The sequence below is a fragment of the Rhizobium terrae genome, assembly GCF_003425685.1.
In the GTDB taxonomy this organism is placed as follows: Bacteria; Pseudomonadota; Alphaproteobacteria; order Rhizobiales; family Rhizobiaceae; genus Neorhizobium; species Neorhizobium terrae.
Genome location: NZ_QJKM01000015.1, coordinates 71,084 through 94,365, shown reverse-complemented (window position 1 = coordinate 94,365; position 23,282 = coordinate 71,084). Strand labels below are relative to the sequence as shown.

The window sequence follows — 23,282 nt, the reverse complement described above, 5'->3', positions numbered from 1 at the left end:
GCTCTGTCGGGAATTGCGGCACTTTTAGCGAGTTTCTTGGGGCGTGCAAGAAAAACCCGGCAACCTGTAACTGCCATGTCACGTTGACACGCTTGGTTACGAGTTCCATATCCCGCCGGACCTTTGAACAGCAGCGCCCTAGAGGAGATCTGCCATGACCATCACTCATCCCGCTCTGAAGAAGGACAATGTCGCAGTGATTACCGGAGCCGCGTCGGGCATCGGTCTTGCAGCGGCCAAGGAATTCGCCCGCATGGGCCTTTTGGTCGTCCTCGCCGATCTGGAAGGCGAACGGCTCGCCGAAGCATGCCGCGAGGTCGCGGCCCTCGCCGAGGACGGGGAGGCCGATGTCGCGGCCATCGGCACCGATGTGTCGAAGCCTGACGAGATCGAGGCGCTGGAACGCGCCGTCATCCAGCGTTTCGGCCGAGTGCATGTGCTGATGAACAATGCCGGGATCAGCCCGGGAAGCTCGATATTCGGGCCACAGGTCAACTGGGACAGCGTCTTCGCCGTCAATCTCCTGGGCGTCATCAACGGCACGCGGACGTTCGGACCCGCCATGATCGCCCATGGCGAACCGTCGCTGATCATCAATACGGGCTCCAAGCAGGGCATCACCACGCCGCCCGGCAATCCCGCCTACAACGTCGCCAAGGCCGGCGTGAAGGCGTTCACGGAGGCGCTGCAGCACGAGTTGCGCAACACGCCGAACTGCCAGGTCTCAGCGCATCTGCTCATCCCCGGCTTCGTGTTTACCAGCCTGACCAAGGGTGACCGCATCCAAAAGCCGGCCGGCGCCTGGACGCCGGAACAGACGGTCGAGTTCATGCTCACCAGCATCGAGCACGGCGACTTCTACATCCTCTGCCCCGATAACGACGTCGACCGGGCAACCGACGAGCGCCGCATGGCATGGGCGGTCGGCGACATCATCGAGAACCGCCCGCCGCTGTCGCGCTGGCATCCAGATTTTGCCGATGCATCAAAGGAATTCATCGACGGACGTTGATAGTTTGATTTGGCACGGCTTCGAAAGCCGGATAAATGGGGTAAATCCCTTATCCGGCTATTCGAGGGCATCATGGAATTCCTGCCGAGCCTTGCCACCCTGCTTGCCTTCACCGCCGCCGGCCTGCTTCTGGCGCTGACGCCGGGGCCGGACATGACGCTGTCGATCAGCCGCGCGCTCGGTCAGGGACGGCGCCCGGCGCTGTTCGTGGTGCTCGGCACCAGCCTCGGCGTGGTCTGCCACACCCTGCTCGTCGCCTTCGGAATCTCGGCACTGATCACAGCCTCGCCGACCGCCTTCTTCATCCTGAAGACGGGGGGTGCTGCCTATCTTTTATGGCTTGCAATTCAGGCAATCCGCTTCGGTTCGAATTTTTCGGTGGAGCAAGTGGAAAAGACTGCGAGCAGCCCGCTCGCCAATATCTCGACGGGCTTCTGGGTCAATATTCTCAACCCCAAGGTCATTATCTTCTTCATGACCTTCCTGCCGCAGTTCGTCACGGCCGGCGATCCGCACGTCACCGGCAAGCTGATCTTCCTCGGCTTTTATTTCATCGTCATCGGCATGCCCGTGAACCTGATCGTCGTGCTGGCAGCCGACTGGCTTTCCGGATGGCTGCAGACGAACCCCAAGGTACTGCGCGGCATCGATTATACGTTCGCGGGCGTCTTCTCGATCTTCGCGGCAAAGATCTTCTTCACGCAGGCGCGATAGCGGAACGGCGGCCAAGCGCTTCCAGTCGCTGCGATAAAAATCGCTTTTCCGCCTCGGACTGGGAAAGCTCGATCGCTCGCGCATAGGCGACCCCTGCCTGATCGATCTGCCCATCGCGGGCAAGGAGATCGGCCTGTACGGCATAAAACGGCTGGTATTGCACCAAGGCAAGCGCAATGGGCTTGAGACAGGCAAGCGCTGCGGCCGGACCATCCACATAGGACACTGCAACGATGCGATTGAGTTCGTAGACGGGATTGTCGGCCATGTGGGAAAGCTCCGCATAAAGCCAGGCGATCTGCTGCCAGTCGGTCTCGGCGAAACTCGCCGCCTCCGCATGTACGGCAATGATCGCCGCCTGTAGCTGGTAGGCTCCGGGCCGGCGGCGACCCAGCGCCTGTTCGATGAGCGCTACACCTTCGGAAATTTCGGTTCGATCCCAAAGCCTGCGATCCTGCGCTTCGAGCGTCAGGATTTCGCCCGCCGCGCCGAGCCGGGCGGCACGGCGGGCGTGATGCAGCAGCATCAGCGCCAGCAAGCCCTCGATCTCGGGCTCGCCGGGACGAAGCCCGGTCAACAGCCGCCCGAGCCGGATCGCCTCCTCGCAGAGATCGGCGCGGATATGGAGAGCGCTTCCCGAGGCATAACCTTCGTTGAAGATGAGATAGACGACGGCAAGCACGCTTTCGAGCCGTGCCGCCCAGCCGTCAGGCCCCGGGACCTCATAGGCAATGCCGGCCTTGACAATCTTGTGCCGTGCGCGCACCAACCGCTGGGCCATGGCCTCATGCCCGTCGAGATAGGCATCCGCGATGTCTTCGGTCTTCAAGCCGCAGACGGAACGCAGCGTCAGCGCCACGCAGGTCTTGCGGTCGAGAGCCGGATGACAGCAGGCGAAGATCAGCTTGAGCCGCTCATCGCCGATCGGGTCAGGTTCGTCGACCGTGGCAGATCCATTCTCCATGTCGATGAGATGCGCGATTTCGGCCGATTTGGCCTGGAAATTGGCCGAGCGCCGCAGCCGGTCGATCGCCTTGCGGCGGGCGACCTGCATCAGCCAGGCATTCGGCGCGGCCGGCAGGCCGTTGCGGTTCCAGTGGATCAGCGCCGATTCCAGCGCATCCTGAAGACTGTCTTCGGCGAGCTGGAAATCCCGGAGTGAACCGACGAGACTGGAAAGAAGGCGACCGCCGTCTTGCCGGGCGATCCTGTCGATCGCCTCGGCAACCGGAGCCGCCGCCGGGCTCTCGCCCATCAGCGGTCGAAGACCATGATCGGCCGCACTTCGACGCAGCCCGTGGCGGCATGCGGGATCATCGATGCATACCTGATCGCTTCATCGAGATTGGCGCAGTCGAAAATATAGTAGCCGCCAAGCTGTTCCTTGGTTTCGGCGAAGGGACCATCCATGGTTTCGGTCTTGCCGTTGCGCACCCGCACGGTGGTGGCGGTGGCCGAAGGCTGCAACGCATCGCCGGCAACCCAGACACCGTCCCTCTTGTAGGTTTCGTTGGCAGCCTGGTAACCGCCCATCATCTTGCCGAATTCCGGCGAATCCGGCGGCGTCAACGTATTCGGGTTCACATAGATCAGCGCCATATATTTCATGTTCGTCTCCTCGGTTCAGCCATCGCCTCATTGCGATGGTGACCGATAACGAACGGGATGCAAGCGGATCGACATGGCCCGGGAATTATTTTTTGGAGGCCCTCAATCGTCCTCGCCGTGGCCGGCGATCATCATCGCTTCGAAAGCCAGACGCTCGGTCTTGCGCATCCGTTCCGATTCCGATTTCAGCTGGCCGCAGGCGGCGAGGATGTCGCGGCCGCGCGGGGTGCGGATCGGCGAGGCATACCCCGCCTGATTGATGAAATCGGCAAACTTCTCGATCTGCGCCCAGTCGGAACACTGATAGTTGGTGCCCGGCCAGGGATTGAACGGGATCAGGTTGATCTTCGCCGGGATGCCCTTCAAAAGCTGGACCAGCAGCTTGGCATCCTCCAGGCTATCGTTGACATCCTTCAGCATCACGTATTCGAAGGTGATGCGGCGGGCATTCGACAGGCTCGGATACTTGCGGCAGGCTTCGAGCAGTTCCTTCAGCGGATATTTCTTGTTGATCGGCACCAGCATGTCACGCAGTTCATCGCGCACCGCATGCAGCGAAATCGCCAGCATGACGCCGATCTCCTCGCCAGTCCGGTAGATTTCCGGGACAACGCCGGAGGTCGACAGCGTGACGCGACGCTTCGAGAGCGACAGTCCATCGCCGTCTGTCGCGATCAGAAGCGCCGTCTTGACGCTCTCGAAATTGTAGAGCGGTTCGCCCATGCCCATCATGACGATATTGGTGACCTTGCGCTCGCCGGTCGGCACGAAGGCGCCGGGCGGCGTGTCGGTGCCTGGAAAATCGCCCAGCCGGTCGCGCGCAAGCAGGAGCTGCGACAGAATTTCCTCCGCCGTCAGGTTGCGCACAAGCCGTTGCGTACCGGTGTGGCAGAAGGAACAAGTGAGCGAACAACCGACCTGGCTCGAAATGCACAGCGTGCCTCGGCCTTCTTCGGGAATGTAGACCGTCTCGACCTCGACGGGCCGGCCGGCCCCGCGCGGCGGAAAACGCAGGAGCCATTTGCGCGTGCCATCGTTGGAAACCTGTTCCTCGACGATTTCCGGGCGCGCGATGGTGAAATGCGTCTTCAGCATCTCGCGCATGTCCTTCGCCACGTTGGTCATGGCATCGAAATCGGAGACGCCGCGGATATAGAGCCAGTGCCAGAGCTGGCTGACGCGCATGCGCACCTGCTTTTCCGGGACGCCCTTTTCCTTCAGCGCATCAGCCATCATCTCGCGCGTCAGGCCGATCAGCGAGGGCTTGCCCGACATCAGGTCCGGACGCGGCACGAGCGGCGTCTTCAAGGGGGCCAGTACGGCCTCGGAAACCGACATTCTTTTGTCCCATCAATGCATGGCCATTTCCCGCGCTTCGAAGCGAGAGGAAAAGGCATGTCTTTATGTGAAATCTGGATTGGCCCGGAAGGCAGTTCAAGCGTCGGACCACTGTTGAGCCGGCATTTATCATCAAAATGCCGGCGCGTCACTATCCGCTTGAAAATCGATCGAATGCAAAAGGCCGGTCCCCGACCGGCCTTTTGGGATCATTTGGCAAAATCTAGCTTATTTGCAGGATTCGATCTGCTTCAGCGCAGCCGAAATGCCTTGCAGGGAATAGGCGTAGGACGTCTTGGTGCCGCGGCCGGAGACGGCGCTGACGCTCATGTTATGGCCGGTCTTCATCGCTGCAACGAGAGCCGGCTCTTCCGCAGCGTTCTCCACCCAGGCAGCCTTGTCCTTGGTGAACATCGTGAAGTTCTTGTTGTCGATCGTCACGGTGACCTTGGAATTCGCCTGCAGCGCATAGCCGACCATAGCCTGCGGCTCGTAGGAAATGTTCTGGCCCGGGCGCTGCGAAACGATGAAGAAGATATCGCCGTGATCGACGCTTGCCGGCTCCTTCGTCGTCGGCACGGAAAGCACGTAGCAGACGGTGCTGGCGCCCGACTTGTAGGAATAGGCACCCCATGCCTTGAACTGCTGGATGCGGGTCGGAGCAGGTGCGGCTGCCTGCTGCGGCTTGGCGGGCGCGGTATTCTTCGGCGCTTGAGCGGATGCCAGACCTGCGCTTGCGAGCGTGATTGCCAATGCGGTGGCGATAATTCTTACAGACATGGTCTCCTGCCGGTTCTGTTCTATCTCAATGGCCCAGTTGGGGGCCCGGACGGGCAAGCCTTGCCAGGCATGATCCTGATTCGGTTCATTTTGACTTAATCCTGGTTACGAAAGCGTCAACGAACCGTTTCGATTTGATGAATGTCCCACCTGTCTCGATCCAGGCGTGAAGATTACAACTCCTCGCTATGGGCTCAAACCTCTCGTGCGGCAGGGAATTTCATGCGTTTCGTTAATCAGTGACACAAGGAATGGGGCAAGAGTTTGTTCTTTTCCTAACTCTTCCAATGACATTAGAATGGTCGAATAGACGCGAATCCCATCGGAAAGTTTGCGTAGCGTAGATGGACCCAGACGAAAAAGACCACTTCGCCAGCTTGGTAAAGGCAGTGGCCGATGAGCGCGATCAAGCAGCTTTTACCGAGCTGTTTGATCATTTCGCGCCGCGTCTGAAATCCTGGCTCGTTAAACGGGGGATGAAATCGGACGAAGCGGAAGAACTGGTGCAGGACGTGATGACCGTTCTGTGGCACCGCGCCCATCTCTATGACTCGCGGCAGTCCTCGCTTTCCACCTGGCTGTTCCGGATCGCCCGCAACCGCCGCATCGATGCGGAGCGCCGCGCCAAACATCGCCGGACCGAGGCCTACGAACCTCTCTACTTCCTGAACGAGGTCCCGGGCGTGGACGTCGCCTTCGAAAAGGAAGAGCAGGCCGCTCGCGTGCGCGCGGCGCTTTCCGAAATCCCCGAAGAGCAGCTGGAGCTCGTGCGGGCGGCTTTCTTCCTCGGCCAGTCCCATTCGCAGATCGCCTCCTCCACCGGACTACCGCTCGGCACCGTGAAATCGCGCATCCGGCTCGCCTTCGAGCGCCTTCGAAAGGCACTGGGGGAGCCTTCCTCCTGAGAGGATCGAAAATGGCTACCTGCTGCTCGCGCCGGCAGCCATATCGGGATTGTCAGCAAGCGCCAGGTCGGCTGCTTCATAGTGCCGGTCGGCGATGTGCCCCTGGATCATCCGGAAGGCCGCTGCAAGCACGGCGATATCGTCGGAAAAACCGACCAGAGCGAAAAAATCCGGTACGAAATCGATCGGCAGGACGAAATAGGCAAGCGCCGCCAGCAGCACGCCGCGAACACGCGTCGGCGTCCTCGGATCCACCGCGCAATAATAGGCAGCGACCAGGTCGCGGCTGAAAGGGATTTGCCTGACGGCACGCTTCAGCGTCGGCCAGAACCTGGCGCGCACCTGCCGCTCCTGCCGGCCTTGCGTATCGTCATCACCCGGCAGCAGGATTTCGCCGATCTTCACGTCGTCCATGGTCGCTCCGTTCGCTCAAACGCGTGCATGCCAGATATGGTTTCGCGAAGGGTGGAGTTCAATTGCGGCGCAGATAGGCTTTGTCCATCGCCCGTGCGAGCTTGAAATCGTGCTGCGTCAGGCCTTTGGCGGCATGGGTGGTAAGCAGCACGTCGACGCGGGAATAACTGTTGAACCATTCCGGATGATGGTTGAGCTTCTCCGCCCTCATCGCACATTCCGTCATGAAGCCGAAAGCCTCGATGAAGGTCTTGAATTTGAAACTCTTGAAGATGGCATCGCCTTCCGGTTTCAGCTCCCAGCCGTCGAGAGAGGCGAGCTCCCGCTCGGCCGCTGCCGCATCCAGCTTTTCGTAGTCCATCGTCGAAGTTCCTTGATCAGAGGAAGCTCTTCACCGGCTCCAGATCGGCGGCATGTGAATGACCGTAACCCACTTCCCGCAGCGGGAAGATCTCTTCTGTCAGGTAGGGTCCGCCGCCGACCGATTCCTTGGAGGAAAGCAGCACGAAACGGGACACCGTGAAGGGCGCCGTGTAGAAGTTGCCGCGACCGGAAAGGTAATGCACCACATCGTCGAGGCGGCAGCTCTTCAGCCTTGCGAGCGTCACGTGCGGCGTGAACTTGCGCGGGTCGGGCGGCAGGCCGATACGTTGGCAGATGCGCTCGATCTCAGCCTGCAGCGCATACATTTCGGGGGAAGGCGCCACTCCGGCGAAGACCGAATGGGGTTTCTTCGACCCGAACGAACCGATGCCGGTCAGCGTCGCCTGGAATTCGGGCCTGTCGATCCGGTCCAGCCGGTCAACGATTTCGTCGGCGGTGCGGCCGTCCACATCGCCGATGAAGCGCAGGGTGATGTGATAGTTTTCGACATCGATCCAACGGGCTCCAGGGAGCCCGCCGCGCAGGAGAGAGAGGCTCATGGCCACATTGCGCGGAACTTCGAGGGCGGTGAAAAGTCTCGGCATGGGGACCTCCTCGAATCTATTGCACGTGCTAACAGCGAATCATGCAACGAAGTTCCGCGCAAGCTGTTATTTTCCCGTATGCTTAATCTCCCCCAGGAAGCTTTCGACAGGCTGGAGTGATTTCTCCACCATGATGCCGACGCCCTTCGCGTTCGGATGCATGCCGTCATCGAGTTGCGTTCCGGCCACGGTGACGACGCCGTCGAGGAAAAACGGATAGAGCGGCACGCCGTATTTTTCGGCGAGCCGCTTGTAGATCGGATTGAAGCGCTCGGCATAGTCCGCACCCATGTTCGGCGGCGCCATGATGCCGACGAGCATAACCGGGACCTTCCGCTCCTTGAGCCGTGCAAGCATCGCGTCGAGGTTCTTTTCGGATTGTTCCGGCGAAATGCCGCGCAGCGCATCGTTGGCGCCGAGTTCGAGGATCACGCCATTCGTGCCGTCGGGCACCGACCAGTCGAGGCGCGAGAGCCCGCCCGAAGTTGTATCGCCGGAAACGCCCGCATTGGTGACGACGACATTGTGCCCCTTCGCCTTCAGCGCCTTCTCTAGCTGTGCCGTATAGGATTCCGACGGAGCAAGCTGGTAACCGGCCATCAGGCTGTCCCCGAAACCGACGATCTGGATCGGCTTGTCTTGGGCGGCTGCCGGCAAGGCGATGAAGCTCAGCGCCGACATGACGATGAAGTGAAGCAGGCTTGCTTTAAAACTCACGATCCGTCTCCTAGATTGAGCGCTGCCGCAATGCGGTATCAGCATTCAGGTTTGCGCCCAATATAGGATCGATCGTTTTGACTGAAACCATCATCACGCTGAAGAAGGCCGATCTGACCCTCGGCAGCGCGGCCGCCTCCGTCCATGTGCTGAAGGAAATCGACCTCGAAATCAGGGGCGGTGAAGCGGTCGGCATCGTCGGGCCTTCGGGCTCCGGCAAGTCGACCCTGCTGATGGTGCTGGCCGGGCTCGAACGGCTCGACCGGGGCGAGATCGTCATCAACGGCGCACCCCTTCATGCGCTTTCCGAAGATGCGCTGGCGGATTTCCGTGGCCGCAACATCGGCATCGTCTTCCAGTCCTTCCATCTGATCGCCAACATGACGGCGCTGGAAAACGTCGCGGTGCCGCTCGAACTTGCCAATGTGAAGAATCCCTTCGATATCGCCAGGCGGGAGCTCGCGGCCGTCGGCCTCGGCGAGCGGCTGAGCCACTATCCTGGTCAGCTTTCGGGCGGCGAGCAGCAGCGCGTCGCGATCGCCCGCGCGCTCGCGCCTTCACCGTCCGTGCTGATCGCCGACGAACCCACCGGCAATCTCGACACCGAGACCGGCCGGCAGATCGCGGACCTGCTCTTTTCCAAGCAGGCGGAGCGCGGCATGACCATGCTGCTCGTCACTCACGACAATGCGCTCGCCGCCCGCTGCTCGCGGCAGATCAGGGTGCGCTCCGGCGAAATCGTCGGCGACAGCGCCACTTCCGGCATCCATGATACACTCTCTGTCCAGGCGGTCTCCGCATGAGGCTGGCGTCGTCGCGCTTTTCCGTTTCCTTCCGCCTCGCGCTGCGTGAAATGCGCGGCGGATTGGCCGGCTTCTATATCTTTCTCGCCTGCATTGCGCTCGGCACCGGGGCTATCGCCGCCGTGAACTCCGTGTCGCGGGCGATCACCGGCGCGATTGCCACCCAGGGCCGGGAAATCCTCGCAGGCGACGTCCGCTTCGAGCTCAACAATCGCGAGGCCAGCCAGCAGGAGCGCGCCTTCCTCGACAGCCTGGGGGAGGTTTCCGTCTCGACGGGCCTGCGTTCCATGGCCCGCAAGCCGGATGGTTCGGAACAGGCTCTGGTGGAAGTGAAGGCGGTGGACAATGCCTATCCGCTCTACGGCAGTTTCGGCTCGGAGCCAGCCGGACCGCTGCCGGATATGCTCGCCCGCAACGGCGAGACATTCGGCGCGCTTGCAGCACCCCTGTTGCTGGAACGTCTTGGCGTCAAGGACGGTGACCAGATCCTGCTGGGCAATGCAAAACTTACCCTGCGCGGCACGATCACCACCGAACCGGATGCGCTCTCCGAAGGTTTCGGCTTTGCACCGCGTCTGCTCATCAGCCGCGAGGCGCTGATCGCCTCCGGTCTTATCACCACCGGCAGCCTGGTCGAACACGCCTACAAGATAAAGCTCGCAGATCCCTCGATCCGCTCGACCATCGGGGCCCGCGCCAATCGCGAGTTTCCGAGCGCCGGCTGGTCGATCCGTGCCAGTGACCGCGCCGCGCCTTCGCTCACCGAGAATGTGGACCGCTTTTCGCAATTCCTGACGCTGGTCGGCCTGACCGCGCTCATTGTCGGCGGGGTCGGAGTGGCGAATGCGGTGCGTGCCTTCCTCGATGCCAAGCGCACCACGATCGCGACGTTCAAATGCCTCGGAGCACCCGCCTCCGTCGTGACGCTCATCTATCTGATCCAGATCCTGTCGCTCGCGGCCATCGGCATCGTCATCGGGCTCGTCATCGGCGCGGTATCCCCCTTCGTCGCGCTGCAATTCCTTGAAGGCGTCCTGCCGGTTCCGAAGGAAATCACCTTTTACCCGTCGGCGCTGGCGCTGGCCGCGCTCTTTGGTCTGCTGATCACCTTCGCCTTCGCGATCCTGCCGCTCGGCCATGCCCGCGAGGTGCCGGCGACGGCGCTTTTCCGCGAGCAGAGTTTCGACAACACCCGCTGGCCCTCCTGGCCCTATCTGCTGGCGGCGGGACTGGCGCTTGCAGCGCTTGCGGCCCTCGCAATCACCTCCGCGGAGGATCGTTTCATCGCTTCGGTCTTCCTGGCCGCCGTTGCGGGCGCCTTCATCCTGCTCCGTCTCGTCGCTGCGATGATCGCCGCGCTTGCCAGGCGAAGCCCGCGGGTGAATTCGCCGGCGCTGAGGCTGGCGATCGGCAATATCCATCGGCCCGGCGCGCTGACCCCGTCCGTCGTTCTCTCGCTCGGGCTCGGCCTGGCGCTGCTGGTGACGCTCGCGCTGATCGACGGCAACATGCGCAATCAGCTGAACGGCCAGATCGCACGGCAGGCGCCGAACTTCTTCTTCGTCGATATCCAGGGTTCCGAGCGGGAGGGTTTCCTCGATATCCTGAAACGGCAGGCGCCGCAGGGCGCCGTCACCCAAGTTCCGATGCTGCGCGGCAGGATCCTGGCCTTTAACGGCCAGGACGTGACGCAGATGAACGTGCCACCCGCCGGCCGCTGGGTATTGCGCGGCGACCGGGGCATCACCTACGAGGACAAACTGCCCGACAATTCCGCGCTCACGGCGGGCGCCTGGTGGCCGGCCGATCATTCCGGCGAACCGCTCGTATCCTTTTCGGCCGAAGAGGCCGGAGAACTCGGCCTGAAGCTTGGCGACACCGTCACCGTCAACGTGCTCGGCCGCAATATCACCGCCCGCATCGCCAACTTCCGCAAAGTCGAATGGGAATCGCTGTCGATCAACTTCGTGATGGTTTTTTCGCCGAACACCTTCCGGGGCGCACCGCATGCCTGGCTTGCGACGCTCAGCGACCCCTCCGCCACCGCCAAGCAGGAGGCTTCCATCTTGCACGCCGTGACGAATGCCTATCCGACCATCACCAGCGTGCGGGTGAAGGACGCGATCAGCATCATCGACCAGCTCGTCGGCCAGCTTGCGACCGCGATCCGCGCTGCGGCGGCCGTGGCGCTCGTCGCGTCCGTGCTGGTTCTGGCCGGCGCCCTTGCAGCCGGAAATCGCGCCCGCACCCATGATGCGGTCATTCTGAAGACGCTCGGCGGCACGCGAAGCATGCTGATACGCGCCTTCTCCTACGAATACATGATCCTCGGCGCCGCCACGGCGGTCTTCGCGCTCTTCGCCGGCGGCGTTTCGGCCTGGTTCGTGGTGAGCCGGATCATGCGGCTGCCCTCGGTCTTCTTGCCCGATGTTGCCGTCCTGACCCTCTTCGTGTCGCTGGTTCTGACCGTCGGCATCGGCCTCGCGGGCACCTGGCGCATCCTCGGCCAGAAAGCCGCACCTGTGCTCCGCGAACTGTGATTCAACCTCAAGGATATGTTTTCGGCCAACTCTCGGATCAAAATCCCGCCGGAACGTCCCATAGGTTGCTAAATTGCCGTCTTGGTTTGCGTTTTCGGTCTTTGCACCTCTTGTATGTGAAGCAATCTCGCATCATATTTGACGGCAGGCTTGCTGGAGCTCCGCAGCGGCGCCTGGGTCTGAACAAAGGGGGCCCGACACCGTGACTAATTCCGGGGCTTAAAGAGGAAACAATGGCTGATTTCAACAACTACCAGAACCGAATGGCGCAGACCCGCGCTCAGTCGGATGCGATGATCGATCAGGGCCTCCGGTCCTATATGCTCAAGGTCTACAACCTGATGGCCGTCGGCCTGGGCATTACCGGCGTCGCTGCTTACGGTATTTCTGCTCTGGCGACGACGACCGATACCGCTGCCGCAGTCGCCCAGCTTCCGAACGGCATCCTGCTGACCGCTCTCGGCGCCGCAATCTACGGCTCGCCGCTTCGTTGGGTCGTCATGCTGGCTCCGCTGGCAGTGGTGTTCTTCCTGAGCTTCCGCGTCCATAAGATGAGCGTCGGCGCCGCACAGGCCACCTTCTGGGGCTATGCCGCCCTGATGGGTCTGTCGCTGTCTTCGATCTTCATCGTCTACACGGCAGAAAGCATCGTACAGACCTTCTTCATCACCGCGGCTTCGTTCGGCGCCCTGTCGCTCTACGGCTATACGACGAAGAAGGACCTGTCCGGCATGGGCTCGTTCCTGATCATGGGTCTCTTCGGCCTGATCATCGCTTCGATCGTCAACATCTTCCTGGCGTCTTCGGCGCTCGGTTGGGCGATCTCCGTGATCGGCGTGCTGATCTTCGCAGGCCTCACCGCCTACGACACGCAGAAGATCAAGGAAATGTACTTTGACGGTGACGACGTCGTGGTTGCCGGCCGCAAGGCCATCATGGGTGCCCTCACCCTCTACCTCGACTTCATCAACCTCTTCACCTTCCTCCTGCAGTTCCTGGGCAACCGGAACGACTAAGGCCGGAAGAATGGTTATGGAAAAGGCGGCTCAGGCCGCCTTTTTTTGTTGTCCGATCCGACCCTTCGGCCTAGGCTTTGCATATCCGTTTCCTGATCCGCCTGCCATAAACCGACGCCATGACCTTCCGCCTCCGCGATGCCACGCCTGCCGACCTGCCCGACATCACCGAGATCTACCGCGACAGCGTGCTGAACGGCACAGCGAGCTACGAGATCATCCCGCCGGACCAGACCGAGATGATGAGCCGGTTCGAGGCCATAAGGGGGAAGGGCTATCCTTATATCATTGCGGAAGCCGGGGACGGCGTGCTGCTGGGTTACGCCTATGCCTCGGCCTTCCGGACCCGTCCGGCCTATCGCTGGCTGGTCGAGGATTCGATTTATCTGTCGCCGGAAGCTCGCGGCCGCGGCGTCGGCAAAGCCCTCCTGAAGGAACTGCTCGCCCGTTGCGAGGCGCTCGGCTTCCGTCAGATGATTGCGGTGATCGGCGGCGCCAGCCCCGCCTCCGTGGCGCTGCATCGCGGCCTCGGCTTCGAACTGACCGGCACCCTGAAGGGCACGGGCTTCAAGCATGGAAAGTGGCAGGATACCGTGCTGATGCAGATTGTGCTCGGCGAGGGCGCGACGACCGTCCCGGACATGGCTGCCTACCCCGGTTCCCTCTTTGCCGAGTAGAGGGCCGGGCGACGCTCAGTCGATCAGCTTCAGCACCTTGTCGAAAACCTTCAGCACCTGCGGGAGTTCATGGCCGCGCTTGAGGATCGTGCCATGGGTATTGATCACCGAGTAGGCGCCCTGCTTGCCGGCAAGCTTTGGGTTCTTCTCGATACGGAAAAGCGGCATCTCGCCCGATCGTTTGAAGACGCAGAAGACTGCCCGGTCCTTCAGATGGTCGATCGAGTAATCCTTCCATTCCCCTTCGCCGACCATCCGGCCGTAGATTCTTAAAATAGCGTCGAGTTCACGCCGGTGAAAGGTCACGGGCGCCGGATCGCGGTTCTGCCGGTATTCGCTGAGATTGACGACGACGGCTGCGTCCTGGGGCCGTTCGCCCCCCGGCAATTCCGGCTGATCGGTCATCAAGGCTCCCAAATCATCGATGTCAGTCCTGTGACAGTGTGCCCGAGAGCCGGCAAAATGCAACCCCGGCAATCTTTGCCCCAATGCACGGATCTTTTTATTCTTGCCCCATTTCGAACAAAACAGTGCCCGATTTCGAGGCGAGATTGCCTCCCGTTGGTTGGCGCAGTTTTTCAGCGCCATATGGCCCGGTCCGGTACATTGACCCTTACCCCCAGCCCCCCAATGTTCCTGGATCGGGCCGCCAACAGACCTCGCAGGATCTTGAATTCCGGCGGCCCGAGCCGGGCGTGGTCAGTATTTCTTGCGGCCGGCCATCAAGATCGTGGCGCCGAGGATCGCCGCCGGTTCACCGCCACTTCCCGAAGTTTGCAGCAGGATGGCGCAGCCATCCTTCTTTGACTTGCCCATCAGTTTGCCGGGCAGGGTGAGCTTCATGCTCTGGCCGTTCCACGTGCCGACCGACTGCACGTCGTAGACGGCGTGCCAGTATTCCATGTTCTTGCCGCTGTTCTCGCCCTTGGTGACGTCCACCTGCTGCCGCTTGGTGAAATAGGCGACGACGACATCGGCCTGGCCCTTGCCCTCGCCGATCTCGATTTCGATCTCGTCGCCCCGCATCGCGGCCGTCACGGGAACGTTGAGACCCTGGCCATTCTCGCCGAGCATCTTGACCTTGCCGTTGATGATGGCGAGATCGGTGCCCTTCACGTGCTCGCGCCCGTTGATGATCGCCTGCGGCGTATAGACGCCGCTGCGCCCCATCGTCTTGGCATAGCCGTATTGGCGCTCGGTGTTTTCCTTGGAACTCAGCGTATCCGTCCAGCCGAGATAGTTCCAGTAGTCGACGTGGTAGGAGAGGACGACCATATCTCCCTGGGCCACAAGCTCACCCAGCGCAGCATCGGCCGGCGGGCAGGAGGAGCAGCCCTGCGAGGTGAAAAGCTCGATGACGCCTTTCGGCGCCCTCACCTCGCCCGCCGACACCGCGCCCGCAAAAAGCAGGCCCGCAAGAACGATCACGGAGCGGAAACGGAACGGCATGGGTGGCTGACCTTTTTATCAGGACGACTGTTATCCACGATTGCGCACGGCGATCAAGAGGGATCGACATGGGCCAACGCACAGGATGCCGGAAAGTAACCGTCCGACCCCTTCAAGAGAAAGTCACGAAGGGGTGAGGACCGGATATTTGATCGGCTCTCCAACGCGATCGAGGGCCGCAAATTTTCCGAAAAAATGACCCGCAGTCAAATCAGTTTCATGAGCCCTTGCGTGAAATAGACGGCACCGACGGCCGTCACCACCCAGCGGGTCCAGGAGCGGAAGTTGGCGTCGGTCATCTTCTGCAGGATGCCGTTGCCGACATGTGCCCCGAGGATGGCGATCGGCGCCGCAACCAGGATCGAGACCCAGTCTAGAAGCGGAAAATCCGCTGCGGCATTCCAGTAGAAGACGATCTTCGTCACATGCGAAAGCGTCTGGATCGACGCCTTGGTGGCGATGATCTTGCGCCGGTCCATCTGGGTGCGGATGAAGAAGATATCGACCGTCGGCCCCGCAACCCCGACGCTGATCGTCAGCGCACCGGAACACAGGCCGCAGACGAAGGCATGCAGCGGCCGTGACGCATCGAGCTGAAGCCGCTTGACCGGCAGCCAGACGAGGACCGGCATCAGCCCCACGCCGATCAGCACGACGATGAGGTTGGGCGTGTAGTTGAACGAGAAGAGAATGGCGGCCGAAGCGGCGACGCCGAGGCAGAGGATGCCGAGGATGCGGTAGTCGATATAGGCCCGGGAAAACCACGCGCGCGAGCCGTTCGACACCATCTGGATGATGCCGTGGAAGGCGATCGCCGTGCCGACAGGATAGAGGAAAAGCAGGACCCAGAGCAGGATCAGCCCGCCCGCCATCCCGAAAATCCCTGACAGCAGGGATGTCAGGAAAACGGTGACGGCCATTCCGATGAAGATGACGACGGTCAAGGGAGGTAGCCTTGGATATGGTGAAGATGCCCCTCATCCGGCTGCCGCCACCTTCTCCCCGTAAACGGGGAGAAGGAATATGCCGCACCGGTCCGTCAAAATGCAATGACAGCGGGAGGACACGTCCCCTCTCCCCGCATGCGGGGAGAGGGTTAGGGTGAGGGGCATTCCAAACGCTTTGACATCAACCGCCGGCCAAGCAGCCGGCGAGCGATAAAGATTTTAAGCAGCCAGATCGCGAAGAACGGTCTGAAGAATGCCGCCGTTATTCATGTAGATCACCTCGTCGAGCGTATCGATGCGGCAAAGGATATTGATTTCCTTCACGGTACCGTCGCCGTAGGTGATCTTGGCGATTTTCCACTCACGCGGCTTGATATCGCCTTCGAGACCGTCGATCTCGACGACTTCGTCACCCTTGAGGCCGAGGCTGGCCCAGGTCGTGCCTTCTTCGAAGACGAAGGGCACGACGCCCATGCCGACCAGGTTCGAGCGGTGGATGCGTTCGAAGGACTGCGCGATGACGGCCTTGACGCCCAAGAGGTTGGTACCCTTGGCGGCCCAGTCGCGCGACGAGCCGTTGCCGTATTCGACGCCGGCGAAGATGACGAGCGGCGTGCCCTCTTCCTTATACTTCATGGCCGCGTCGTAGATCGACATCTCTTCCTTCGACGGATAGTGGATGGTGTAGCCACCTTCCTTGCCGTTCGGGCCGAGCATGTGGTTGCGGATGCGGATGTTGGCGAACGTGCCGCGCATCATCACTTCATGGTTGCCGCGGCGCGTGCCATACTGGTTGAAGTCCGCGACGGCGACGCCGTTTTCCGTGAGGTAGGCACCTGCCGGCGATGCCGCCTTGATCGAACCGGCCGGGGAAATGTGGTCGGTAGTGATCTTGTCGCCGAAGAGACCGAGGACGCGGGCGCCCTTGATGTTCTTGAGGCCAGCGCCCGTCTTGCCCATCCCGACGAAGTAGGGCGGGTTCTGCACATAGGTCGACTTGTCGTCCCATGCATAGGTGTCGCCCGGAGGAACGTTGACCGCCTGCCAGTTCGCATCGCCCTTGAAGACGTCCGCATACTTGGTTTCGTAAAGCTCGCGGGTGACGTATTTCTGGATGAATTCCTGCACTTCGTGCGAAGTCGGCCAGATGTCTTTCAGATAGACCGGCTTGCCGTTCTGGTCTTCGCCGATCGGTTCCTTGGTCAGGTCTTTCTGCACCGTGCCGGCCAGCGCATAGGCAACGACGAGCGGCGGCGAGGCGAGATAGTTGGCCTGGACGTCCGGCGAGATACGGCCTTCGAAGTTGCGGTTGCCCGAAAGCACGCCCGAAACGATGAGGCCCTTGTCGTTGATCGTCTTGGAGATCGGCGCCGGCAGCGGGCCGGAGTTGCCGATGCAGGTCGTGCAGCCGAAGCCGACGAGGTTGAAGCCGAGCTTGTCCAGATCGGCCTGCAGGCCGGACTTGGCAAGATATTCGCCGACGACCTGGGATCCCGGTGCGAGCGAGGTCTTGACCCACGGCTTGGACTTCAGGCCCTTGGCAACGGCGTTGCGGGCGAGAAGGCCGGCAGCGATCAGAACCGACGGGTTGGACGTGTTGGTGCAGGACGTGATGGCGGCAATCGCCACGTCGCCATGACCGAGGTCGAAGTCGGTGCCTTCCACCGCGTAGCGGTTGTTCAGTTGGCCGGGCTTCTTATAGTCGGTGTCCATCGAGCCGGCGAAACCGGAGGCGATGTTTTCGAGCGGAATACGGCCTTCAGGACGCTTCGGACCGGCCATCGACGGCACGACGTCGCCGAGGTCGAGTTCCAGCGTATCGGTGAAGACGATATCGGAACCGTCGCCGTCACGCCACATGCCCTGAGCCTTGGAATAAGCCTCGACAAGAGCGATGCGCTCCTTGGTACGGCCGGACATGTTGAGGTAGCTGATGGTTTCGCCGTCGACCGGGAAGAAACCGCAGGTCGCGCCGTATTCCGGACCCATGTTGCCGATCGTCGCACGGTCGGCGAGCGGCATGTTGTCCATGCCCGGACCGAAGAATTCGACGAACTTGGAAACGACACCCTTCTTGCGCAGCATCTGCACGACGGTGAGCACGAGGTCGGTCGCAGTGACGCCTTCCTTCAGCTTGCCGGTCAGCTTGAAACCGATGACTTCCGGCAGAAGCATCGAGACCGGCTGGCCGAGCATCGAGGCTTCGGCTTCGATGCCGCCGACGCCCCAGCCGAGCACGCCGAGGCCGTTGATCATCGTGGTGTGCGAGTCGGTGCCGACGCAGGTGTCCGGATAGGCGACGGTTTCGCCGTCTTCCTCGTTCGTCCAGACGGTCTGGCCGAGATATTCGAGGTTGACCTGGTGGCAGATGCCGGTGCCGGGCGGGACCACGCGGAAGTTCTTGAATGCCTGCTGGCCCCACTTGAGGAAGCGGTAGCGCTCGCCGTTGCGCTCGTATTCGAGCTCGACGTTGCGGGCAAACGCCTGCGGCGTGCCGAATTCGTCGACGATGACCGAATGGTCGATGACAAGGTCGACCGGAACGAGCGGGTTGATCTTTTCCGGATCGCCGCCGAGCGCCTTGATGCCGTCGCGCATCGCCGCAAGGTCGACGACTGCCGGAACGCCGGTGAAGTCCTGCATCAGCACGCGGGCCGGGCGATAGGCGATTTCAGCCTCGGTCAGGCCCTTGTTGTTCAGCCATTCGGCGACCGAAAGGATCTGTTCCTTGGTGACGGACTGGCCGTCTTCGAAGCGCAACAGGTTTTCGAGCAGCACCTTCATGGAGAAGGGCAGCTTCGAAACGCCCGGCAGACCATTCTGCTCGGCTTTCGGAAGGCTGTAATAGACATAGTCCTTACCGCCTACGGTAAGGACGGAGCGACAATTGAAGCTGTCGAGAGATTTGGCCACGGAAAGATAACCCCGCTGATTTTAAGAGCCAACACGCGCGTGCGGACGCCTATGCACTTCATGCACATCAGGATGCGGGTGCGACCATTTCCGCTGTCCGCACGAGAAGATTTTGGGATCTTCAGGTTCGGCGCTAGGTGGAAATCACGCCGGCCGCTGGCGTGGTTGCAGTGCTTATAGATAATTTCTAAGAAGGGTTCCAGACGGTCGAAGCGCATTCCGGATAAATTTTCGGATCGCGATGATTAAAATCTTAACGAAGGTTCCCGAGATGCGGCTGACGGCCGAGAATTTGAGCGCGAGGCGGGGCGAAGACCTTATTTTCCAGGACGTGTCCTTCGATCTTTCAGCCGGCGGCGCGCTCGTGCTGACGGGCCGCAACGGTTCGGGAAAATCGACCCTGCTCCGCGTCGTCGCCGGCCTGTTGCGTCCCGAGACCGGGCGCGTGACCTGGCATTCGGACACCGCCGAATCGGGCATGCATGCCGCCGAGGCCTGCCACTATCTCGGCCACCGTAATGCGATGAAGGTGGAACTGACGGTTGCGGAGAATCTCTCCTTCTGGAAGGACTTCCTTGGCGATTTTGCGGGCGGCCGAGGCATCTCCATCGGCGAGGCCGCGGATGCCGTTGGCCTTGGCGGCATCACTCATCTGCCCTTCGGTTATCTCTCCGCCGGCCAGCAGCGCCGCATGGCCTTCGCCAAACTGCTTGTGGCTCATCGCCCAGTCTGGATTCTCGATGAACCGACCGCGGCACTCGATGTGAGTGCGGAGGGCGTGTTCACGACATTGATCAAGACGCATCTCGCTGACGGCGGTATCATGCTCGCCGCGACCCACCAGCCTCTCGGGCTGGAGAACGCAAAGGAGCTGAGGATGACGGGATTTGCGGGTATTGCGGAGGAGAGGTGGTAATGGTCCTGCCCCTCATTGCCCCCCTCTGCCGAGGGCGGGTACAATGACCGCCCTCCTCCTCCGCGATTTCAAACTCTCGGTCCGTGCCGGCGGCGGCGCATTGATCGGTGTCCTGTTCTTCATGACCGTCGTCGCCGTCATCCCCTTCGGCGTCGGGCCGGACCTGAACCTCCTGTCCCGCATCGGCCCCGCTATCGTCTGGATCGGCGCTCTCCTCTCCGCGCTCCTCGGCCTCGACCGGCTGTTCCAGACCGAGCGCGAGGACGGATCGCTGGATCTTCTCTTGATGCAGGAACAGCCGCTCGTCCTCACCGTGCTCGTCAAATGCCTGGCGCACTGGCTCGGTAATGCCCTGCCGCTGGTCGTTGCCTCGCCGCTGCTCGGCCTTTTCATGAACATGAGCGAGATCGCGGTCGGCGCGACCATGCTGACGCTCTTGGTCGGCACGCCGGCGCTGACCTTCATCGGCGCGGTCGGCGCGGCGGTCGCCGTCACGCTTCCGCGTGGCGGGCTGCTGGTGTCGATCCTCGTCCTGCCCCTCGCCATCCCGGTGCTGATCTTCGGCGTCAGCGCCTCCTATGCCGCCGTCGAGGATCCCGCCCCGTTTATGCCGCCTTTCTTGATATTGGTGGCGATCACAATGTTTTTTGCCGTGATCGGCCCGCTTGGTGCAGCGCTGGCTTTGAGAAACACCAATGACTGACTAGAATGCGATTGACCACGATCAAGACGTCAGGCGCTTCCGCAGTTTAGAAAGATTCAATGACCGAAAGTCTCGCCATCACCAAATTCAGCGATCTCGCCAACCCGACGCGCTTCCTGGGCCTGGCGGCACGCATTCTGCCGTGGATGGCCGGCGCGACGGCGATCCTGTTCGCGATCGGGCTTTACCTGAGCTTTACGACGGAAGGCGACTACCAGCAGGGCATGACGGTCCGCATCATGTATGTGCATGTGCCCGCCGCCTGGCTGTCGATGATGTGTTATTCCGTCATGGCGGTTTCGGCAATCGGCACGCTGGTCTGGCGCCACCCGTTGGCCGACGTGTCGCACAAGGCCGCCGCCCCGCTCGGTGCCGCCTTCACGCTGATCGCGCTCGCCACCGGTTCGCTCTGGGGCAAGCCCATGTGGGGCACGTGGTGGGTGTGGGATGCGCGGCTGACCTCCGTTTTCGTGCTTTTCCTGATGTATCTCGGTCTGATCGCGCTGAACCGCGCCATGGACGACCCCGGCAGGGCTGCCCGCCTTTCCGCCGTGCTGATCCTCGTCGGTTTCGTCAACATACCGATCATCAAATTCTCGGTCGATTGGTGGAACACGCTGCACCAGCCGGCGAGCGTCATCCGCATGGACGGCCCGACCATCGACCAGGAATTCCTCTGGCCGCTGCTGTTCATGGCAATCGCCTTCACGACCCTCTTCTTCACCCTGCATGTGATGGCGATGCGCAACGAGATCTGGCGCCGCCGTATCACCGCCCAGCGGCGCATGGCAGCCCGCATGGCAGGCCGGACACCGGGATCCGAGGCGTGAGATGACCCATACGTTCTACATCGCCATGTCCTATGCCGTGACCGCGATCGTGACGCTCTGTCTGACCGGTTGGGTATGGCTCGATGGGCGCGCCCGACAGAAGGAGCTGGCCGAACTCGAAGCCTCCGGCATCCGCCGTCGTTCGGCGCAGCCGCGCAATGACGCGGCCAGGGGCGACGCGGTCAAGGGCGACACGGCATGAGCGTCGAGACCGAAAACCGTCCGGCGGAACGCAAGGATTTCGCCCGTTACGCACTCGCGCTGATTCCGCTCGTCGTCTTTCTCGGCTTTGCGGCCGTCGCCGGCAAGATGCTCTATGACCAGGACGTCAACGGCCGCGACATCTCCGCCATTCCCTCGGCGCTGATCGGCAAGAAGGCTCCTTCTCTGGCTCTCCCGCCGCTCGAAGGCTCGAACACCGCCGCGCTGACCGATGCCGCCGTGACCGGCAAGCTGACGCTCGTCAATGTCTTCGCCTCCTGGTGCGTGCCCTGCCGGCAAGAGCATCCGATCCTGAAGGAGCTGTCGAAAGATAGCCGGCTCAATATCGTCGGAATCAACTACAAGGACCGCAACGACAACGCGCTCCGTTTCCTCGGCGAGCTCGGCAATCCCTACAAGGCGATCGGCGTCGACCCGAACGGCAAGGCAGCGATCGACTGGGGCGTTTACGGCATCCCGGAAAGCTATCTCGTCGGGCCTGACGGCACGATCCTCTACAAGCGCGTCGGACCTTTCGACGAGCGCAGCCTCACCCAGGATCTGATGCCTGCGATCGAAAAGGCTGCGGCCGCCAAGGGCTGACGAGATCGCTCAGGCGACCGAGATGACCCGCAGGTGCCGCGGCATGTTCGCCGGCTGGCTGCCTTCCGTCACCACCTGATTGCGTCCGCCGGCTTTCGCGGCATAGAGGCAGGCGTCCGCCCGTCCGATCGCGTCATGCATCGAATGGTCGCCACGCGCCGTGGAAGACACACCGAAGCTCGCGGTCACCTGCTGGTCGATTCCGCCTTCGCGCCAGTTGCGGGCGCCGAAGGTCAGCCGGATCGCATTGGCGAGCACGCCAGCCTCCGCAAGTGTAACGCCCGGAAGGAAAGCCACGAACTCTTCGCCGCCGAAACGCGCCGCCAGCGCTTCCTTCGGCAGCCCGTCGCGAAGAACCTTCGCCAGACCGACGATGACGCTGTCTCCCGCCGCGTGACCGAAAAGATCGTTGACGAGCTTGAAGTGATCGATGTCGCAGACCAGCACTGCGCCGGACGGAAAGGCGTCCCTTGCGAAATCGGGAGTTGCCCGCTCGAAACCGCGGCGGTTGAGGAGATCGGTCAGCGGATCGTGTTCAGCCGCGTGGCGGTGCTGGCCGACCACATCCAGCATGACGATGCCGAGCACCGTCAGCGCCAGCAGGAAGCCCAGAATGCTCGCGCCGACCTGCATGACGAAGGCATAGTCGGAGGAAAGGAAATCATCCAGCGATGAATAGGCATCTCCCGATGCGAAGACAATCAGCGATGAAACGCGCACCAGCGTTTCGACCACCACCAGACCGACCATGCCGATAAGCACCCGGTCGACCGGCCGGCTGAGATGGCCGCGGGTCTGCCAGAGCGGGATGAGAAGCAGGATCGCGCAGCCGAGATCGCTGACGATCAGCTCGCCTTTCAGGTCATGCGCCACGACGACGAGATAGGCGATCCCCGCCATCGCGACCGCGCAGAAGAATATCCGCGCGTTGAACGCCGGAAGAATCCGGAAGCGGCTGTAAAGCGCTTCGCCGTAGAAGAAGAAGGCGGCGAAGAAGAGTGCGTTGGAGATGATCGCCCGCGCCTCGACCGGAAGCTCCGACAGCAGCAGCGGAGAGGCGAAACCGAGCGCGGCGGCGATATATCCTATTCCCCAGTGATGGGCCGAGTCAGAACCCCAACGTCGGAGGAAAAGGAAGGTGCATCCGAAAACGAAAAAGATGAAGGGCAATAAATAGGCGAAATTATCGTGCGATTCCATAAAACCCCCGCACGAAGCATTCCTCCGG

The 23,282-nt window shown here is 61.7% G+C and carries 25 protein-coding genes; 12 read left to right on the top strand and 13 right to left on the bottom strand.

All coding sequences use genetic code 11. From position 1 onward, the window contains the following. Positions 1 to 154: 154 nt before the first annotated feature. Both DMO26_RS25205 and DMO26_RS25200 read left to right on the top strand, forming a co-directional pair. Positions 155 to 1,012 carry an SDR family NAD(P)-dependent oxidoreductase gene (locus tag DMO26_RS25205; protein WP_117194977.1) on the top strand — a complete coding sequence of 286 codons (858 nt, stop codon included), beginning with the start codon at positions 155 to 157 and terminating at the stop codon, positions 1,010 to 1,012. A 72-nt stretch (positions 1,013 to 1,084) separates the two neighbouring features. After that, positions 1,085 to 1,726 carry a LysE family translocator gene (locus DMO26_RS25200; protein ID WP_117194975.1) on the top strand — a complete coding sequence of 214 codons (642 nt, stop codon included), beginning with the start codon at positions 1,085 to 1,087 and terminating at the stop codon, positions 1,724 to 1,726. On the opposite strand, the gene DMO26_RS25195 is transcribed toward DMO26_RS25200, so the two are convergent. The 4 genes from DMO26_RS25195 to DMO26_RS25180 all read right to left on the bottom strand — a co-directional run bounded on the left by DMO26_RS25195 (position 1,710) and on the right by DMO26_RS25180 (position 5,452). Then, the gene (locus tag DMO26_RS25195; protein WP_117194974.1) at positions 1,710 to 2,981 is read right to left on the bottom strand and encodes an RNA polymerase sigma factor; all 1,272 of its coding nucleotides are present in this window, start codon (positions 2,979 to 2,981) and stop codon (positions 1,710 to 1,712) included. The two genes, DMO26_RS25200 and DMO26_RS25195, sit on opposite strands and share 17 nt — an antisense overlap. Continuing rightward, on the bottom strand, positions 2,981 to 3,334 hold the full coding sequence (locus tag DMO26_RS25190; protein ID WP_117194972.1) for a YciI family protein: 354 nt from the start codon (positions 3,332 to 3,334) through the stop codon (positions 2,981 to 2,983). Before DMO26_RS25190 ends, DMO26_RS25195 begins: the two co-directional genes overlap by 1 nt. 102 nt (positions 3,335 to 3,436) lie before the next feature. After that, positions 3,437 to 4,609, bottom strand: coding sequence for a 23S rRNA (adenine(2503)-C(2))-methyltransferase RlmN (rlmN, locus tag DMO26_RS25185; RefSeq protein ID WP_117195141.1), 1,173 nt, complete (start codon positions 4,607 to 4,609; stop codon positions 3,437 to 3,439). Between the two features lie 291 nt (positions 4,610 to 4,900). Beyond that, entirely contained in the window at positions 4,901 to 5,452 is a 552-nt protein-coding gene (locus DMO26_RS25180; protein WP_117194970.1) for an invasion associated locus B family protein, read from the bottom strand. Positions 5,453 to 5,796: 344 nt separating this feature from the next. Here DMO26_RS25180 and DMO26_RS25175 point away from each other — a divergent pair, with 344 nt between their 5' ends. Further along, positions 5,797 to 6,357 (top strand): sigma-70 family RNA polymerase sigma factor, encoded by a 561-nt coding sequence (locus tag DMO26_RS25175; protein WP_117194968.1) that lies wholly within the window; start codon positions 5,797 to 5,799, stop codon positions 6,355 to 6,357. Between the two features lie 15 nt (positions 6,358 to 6,372). On the opposite strand, the gene DMO26_RS25170 is transcribed toward DMO26_RS25175, so the two are convergent. From DMO26_RS25170 to DMO26_RS25155, 4 genes are all read right to left on the bottom strand, one after another. Beyond that, complete coding sequence (locus DMO26_RS25170; protein WP_117194967.1) at positions 6,373 to 6,771, bottom strand: YkvA family protein; 399 nt, start codon at positions 6,769 to 6,771, stop codon at positions 6,373 to 6,375. Positions 6,772 to 6,829: 58 nt separating this feature from the next. After that, on the bottom strand, positions 6,830 to 7,132 hold the full coding sequence (locus tag DMO26_RS25165; protein ID WP_117194965.1) for a 4a-hydroxytetrahydrobiopterin dehydratase: 303 nt from the start codon (positions 7,130 to 7,132) through the stop codon (positions 6,830 to 6,832). 16 nt (positions 7,133 to 7,148) lie between these two features. Then, positions 7,149 to 7,739, bottom strand: a complete 591-nt coding sequence (gene thpR / locus DMO26_RS25160) for an RNA 2',3'-cyclic phosphodiesterase (RefSeq protein WP_117194964.1) — start codon at positions 7,737 to 7,739, stop codon at positions 7,149 to 7,151. A gap of 66 nt (positions 7,740 to 7,805) precedes the next feature. Next, positions 7,806 to 8,456, bottom strand: coding sequence for an arylesterase (locus tag DMO26_RS25155; protein WP_117194962.1), 651 nt, complete (start codon positions 8,454 to 8,456; stop codon positions 7,806 to 7,808). 77 nt (positions 8,457 to 8,533) lie between these two features. On the opposite strand from DMO26_RS25155, the gene DMO26_RS25150 reads away from it, so the two are divergent. From DMO26_RS25150 to DMO26_RS25135, 4 genes are all read left to right on the top strand, one after another. Further along, positions 8,534 to 9,259 carry an ABC transporter ATP-binding protein gene (locus DMO26_RS25150; protein WP_117194961.1) on the top strand — a complete coding sequence of 242 codons (726 nt, stop codon included), beginning with the start codon at positions 8,534 to 8,536 and terminating at the stop codon, positions 9,257 to 9,259. Continuing rightward, a complete protein-coding gene (locus DMO26_RS25145; protein WP_117194959.1) occupies positions 9,256 to 11,799 on the top strand; it encodes an ABC transporter permease in 2,544 nt (847 codons plus the stop codon). Before DMO26_RS25150 ends, DMO26_RS25145 begins: the two co-directional genes overlap by 4 nt. A 233-nt stretch (positions 11,800 to 12,032) precedes the next feature. After that, complete coding sequence (locus DMO26_RS25140; protein ID WP_117194958.1) at positions 12,033 to 12,815, top strand: Bax inhibitor-1/YccA family protein; 783 nt, start codon at positions 12,033 to 12,035, stop codon at positions 12,813 to 12,815. A 119-nt stretch (positions 12,816 to 12,934) separates the two neighbouring features. Continuing rightward, the gene (locus DMO26_RS25135; RefSeq protein ID WP_117194956.1) at positions 12,935 to 13,492 is read left to right on the top strand and encodes a GNAT family N-acetyltransferase; all 558 of its coding nucleotides are present in this window, start codon (positions 12,935 to 12,937) and stop codon (positions 13,490 to 13,492) included. A gap of 15 nt (positions 13,493 to 13,507) precedes the next feature. On the opposite strand, the gene DMO26_RS25130 is transcribed toward DMO26_RS25135, so the two are convergent. The 4 genes from DMO26_RS25130 to acnA all read right to left on the bottom strand — a co-directional run bounded on the left by DMO26_RS25130 (position 13,508) and on the right by acnA (position 18,801). Beyond that, positions 13,508 to 13,897: a DUF2794 domain-containing protein gene (locus tag DMO26_RS25130; protein ID WP_117194954.1), complete on the bottom strand. Its 390-nt coding sequence runs from the start codon at positions 13,895 to 13,897 to the stop codon at positions 13,508 to 13,510. A 294-nt stretch (positions 13,898 to 14,191) separates the two neighbouring features. Continuing rightward, positions 14,192 to 14,941, bottom strand: a complete 750-nt coding sequence (locus tag DMO26_RS25125) for a DUF1223 domain-containing protein (RefSeq protein ID WP_117194953.1) — start codon at positions 14,939 to 14,941, stop codon at positions 14,192 to 14,194. 206 nt (positions 14,942 to 15,147) lie between these two features. Next, positions 15,148 to 15,885, bottom strand: coding sequence for a sulfite exporter TauE/SafE family protein (locus DMO26_RS25120; RefSeq protein WP_205421263.1), 738 nt, complete (start codon positions 15,883 to 15,885; stop codon positions 15,148 to 15,150). Between the two features lie 222 nt (positions 15,886 to 16,107). After that, positions 16,108 to 18,801 (bottom strand): aconitate hydratase AcnA, encoded by a 2,694-nt coding sequence (acnA, locus tag DMO26_RS25115; protein WP_117194951.1) that lies wholly within the window; start codon positions 18,799 to 18,801, stop codon positions 16,108 to 16,110. A 271-nt stretch (positions 18,802 to 19,072) separates the two neighbouring features. On the opposite strand from acnA, the gene ccmA reads away from it, so the two are divergent. From ccmA to DMO26_RS25090, 5 genes are read left to right on the top strand one after another with little or no spacing between them, the layout of a single operon-like run. Continuing rightward, a complete protein-coding gene (ccmA, locus tag DMO26_RS25110; RefSeq protein ID WP_117194949.1) occupies positions 19,073 to 19,717 on the top strand; it encodes a heme ABC exporter ATP-binding protein CcmA in 645 nt (214 codons plus the stop codon). Positions 19,718 to 19,760: 43 nt separating this feature from the next. Then, positions 19,761 to 20,420: a heme exporter protein CcmB gene (gene ccmB / locus DMO26_RS25105; protein ID WP_117194948.1), complete on the top strand. Its 660-nt coding sequence runs from the start codon at positions 19,761 to 19,763 to the stop codon at positions 20,418 to 20,420. A 59-nt stretch (positions 20,421 to 20,479) separates the two neighbouring features. Next, a complete protein-coding gene (locus DMO26_RS25100; protein ID WP_117194947.1) occupies positions 20,480 to 21,250 on the top strand; it encodes a heme ABC transporter permease in 771 nt (256 codons plus the stop codon). A 1-nt stretch (position 21,251) separates the two neighbouring features. After that, complete coding sequence (ccmD, locus tag DMO26_RS25095) at positions 21,252 to 21,452, top strand: heme exporter protein CcmD (protein WP_117194945.1); 201 nt, start codon at positions 21,252 to 21,254, stop codon at positions 21,450 to 21,452. Then, entirely contained in the window at positions 21,449 to 22,054 is a 606-nt protein-coding gene (locus DMO26_RS25090; protein WP_117194943.1) for a DsbE family thiol:disulfide interchange protein, read from the top strand. The genes ccmD and DMO26_RS25090 overlap by 4 nt, the downstream gene beginning before the upstream one ends. Before the next feature lie 9 nt (positions 22,055 to 22,063). Here the strand turns inward: DMO26_RS25090 and DMO26_RS25085 are convergent, their stop codons facing one another. After that, a complete protein-coding gene (locus DMO26_RS25085) occupies positions 22,064 to 23,254 on the bottom strand; it encodes a GGDEF domain-containing protein (RefSeq protein WP_117194941.1) in 1,191 nt (396 codons plus the stop codon). Positions 23,255 to 23,282: the final 28 nt, after the last annotated feature.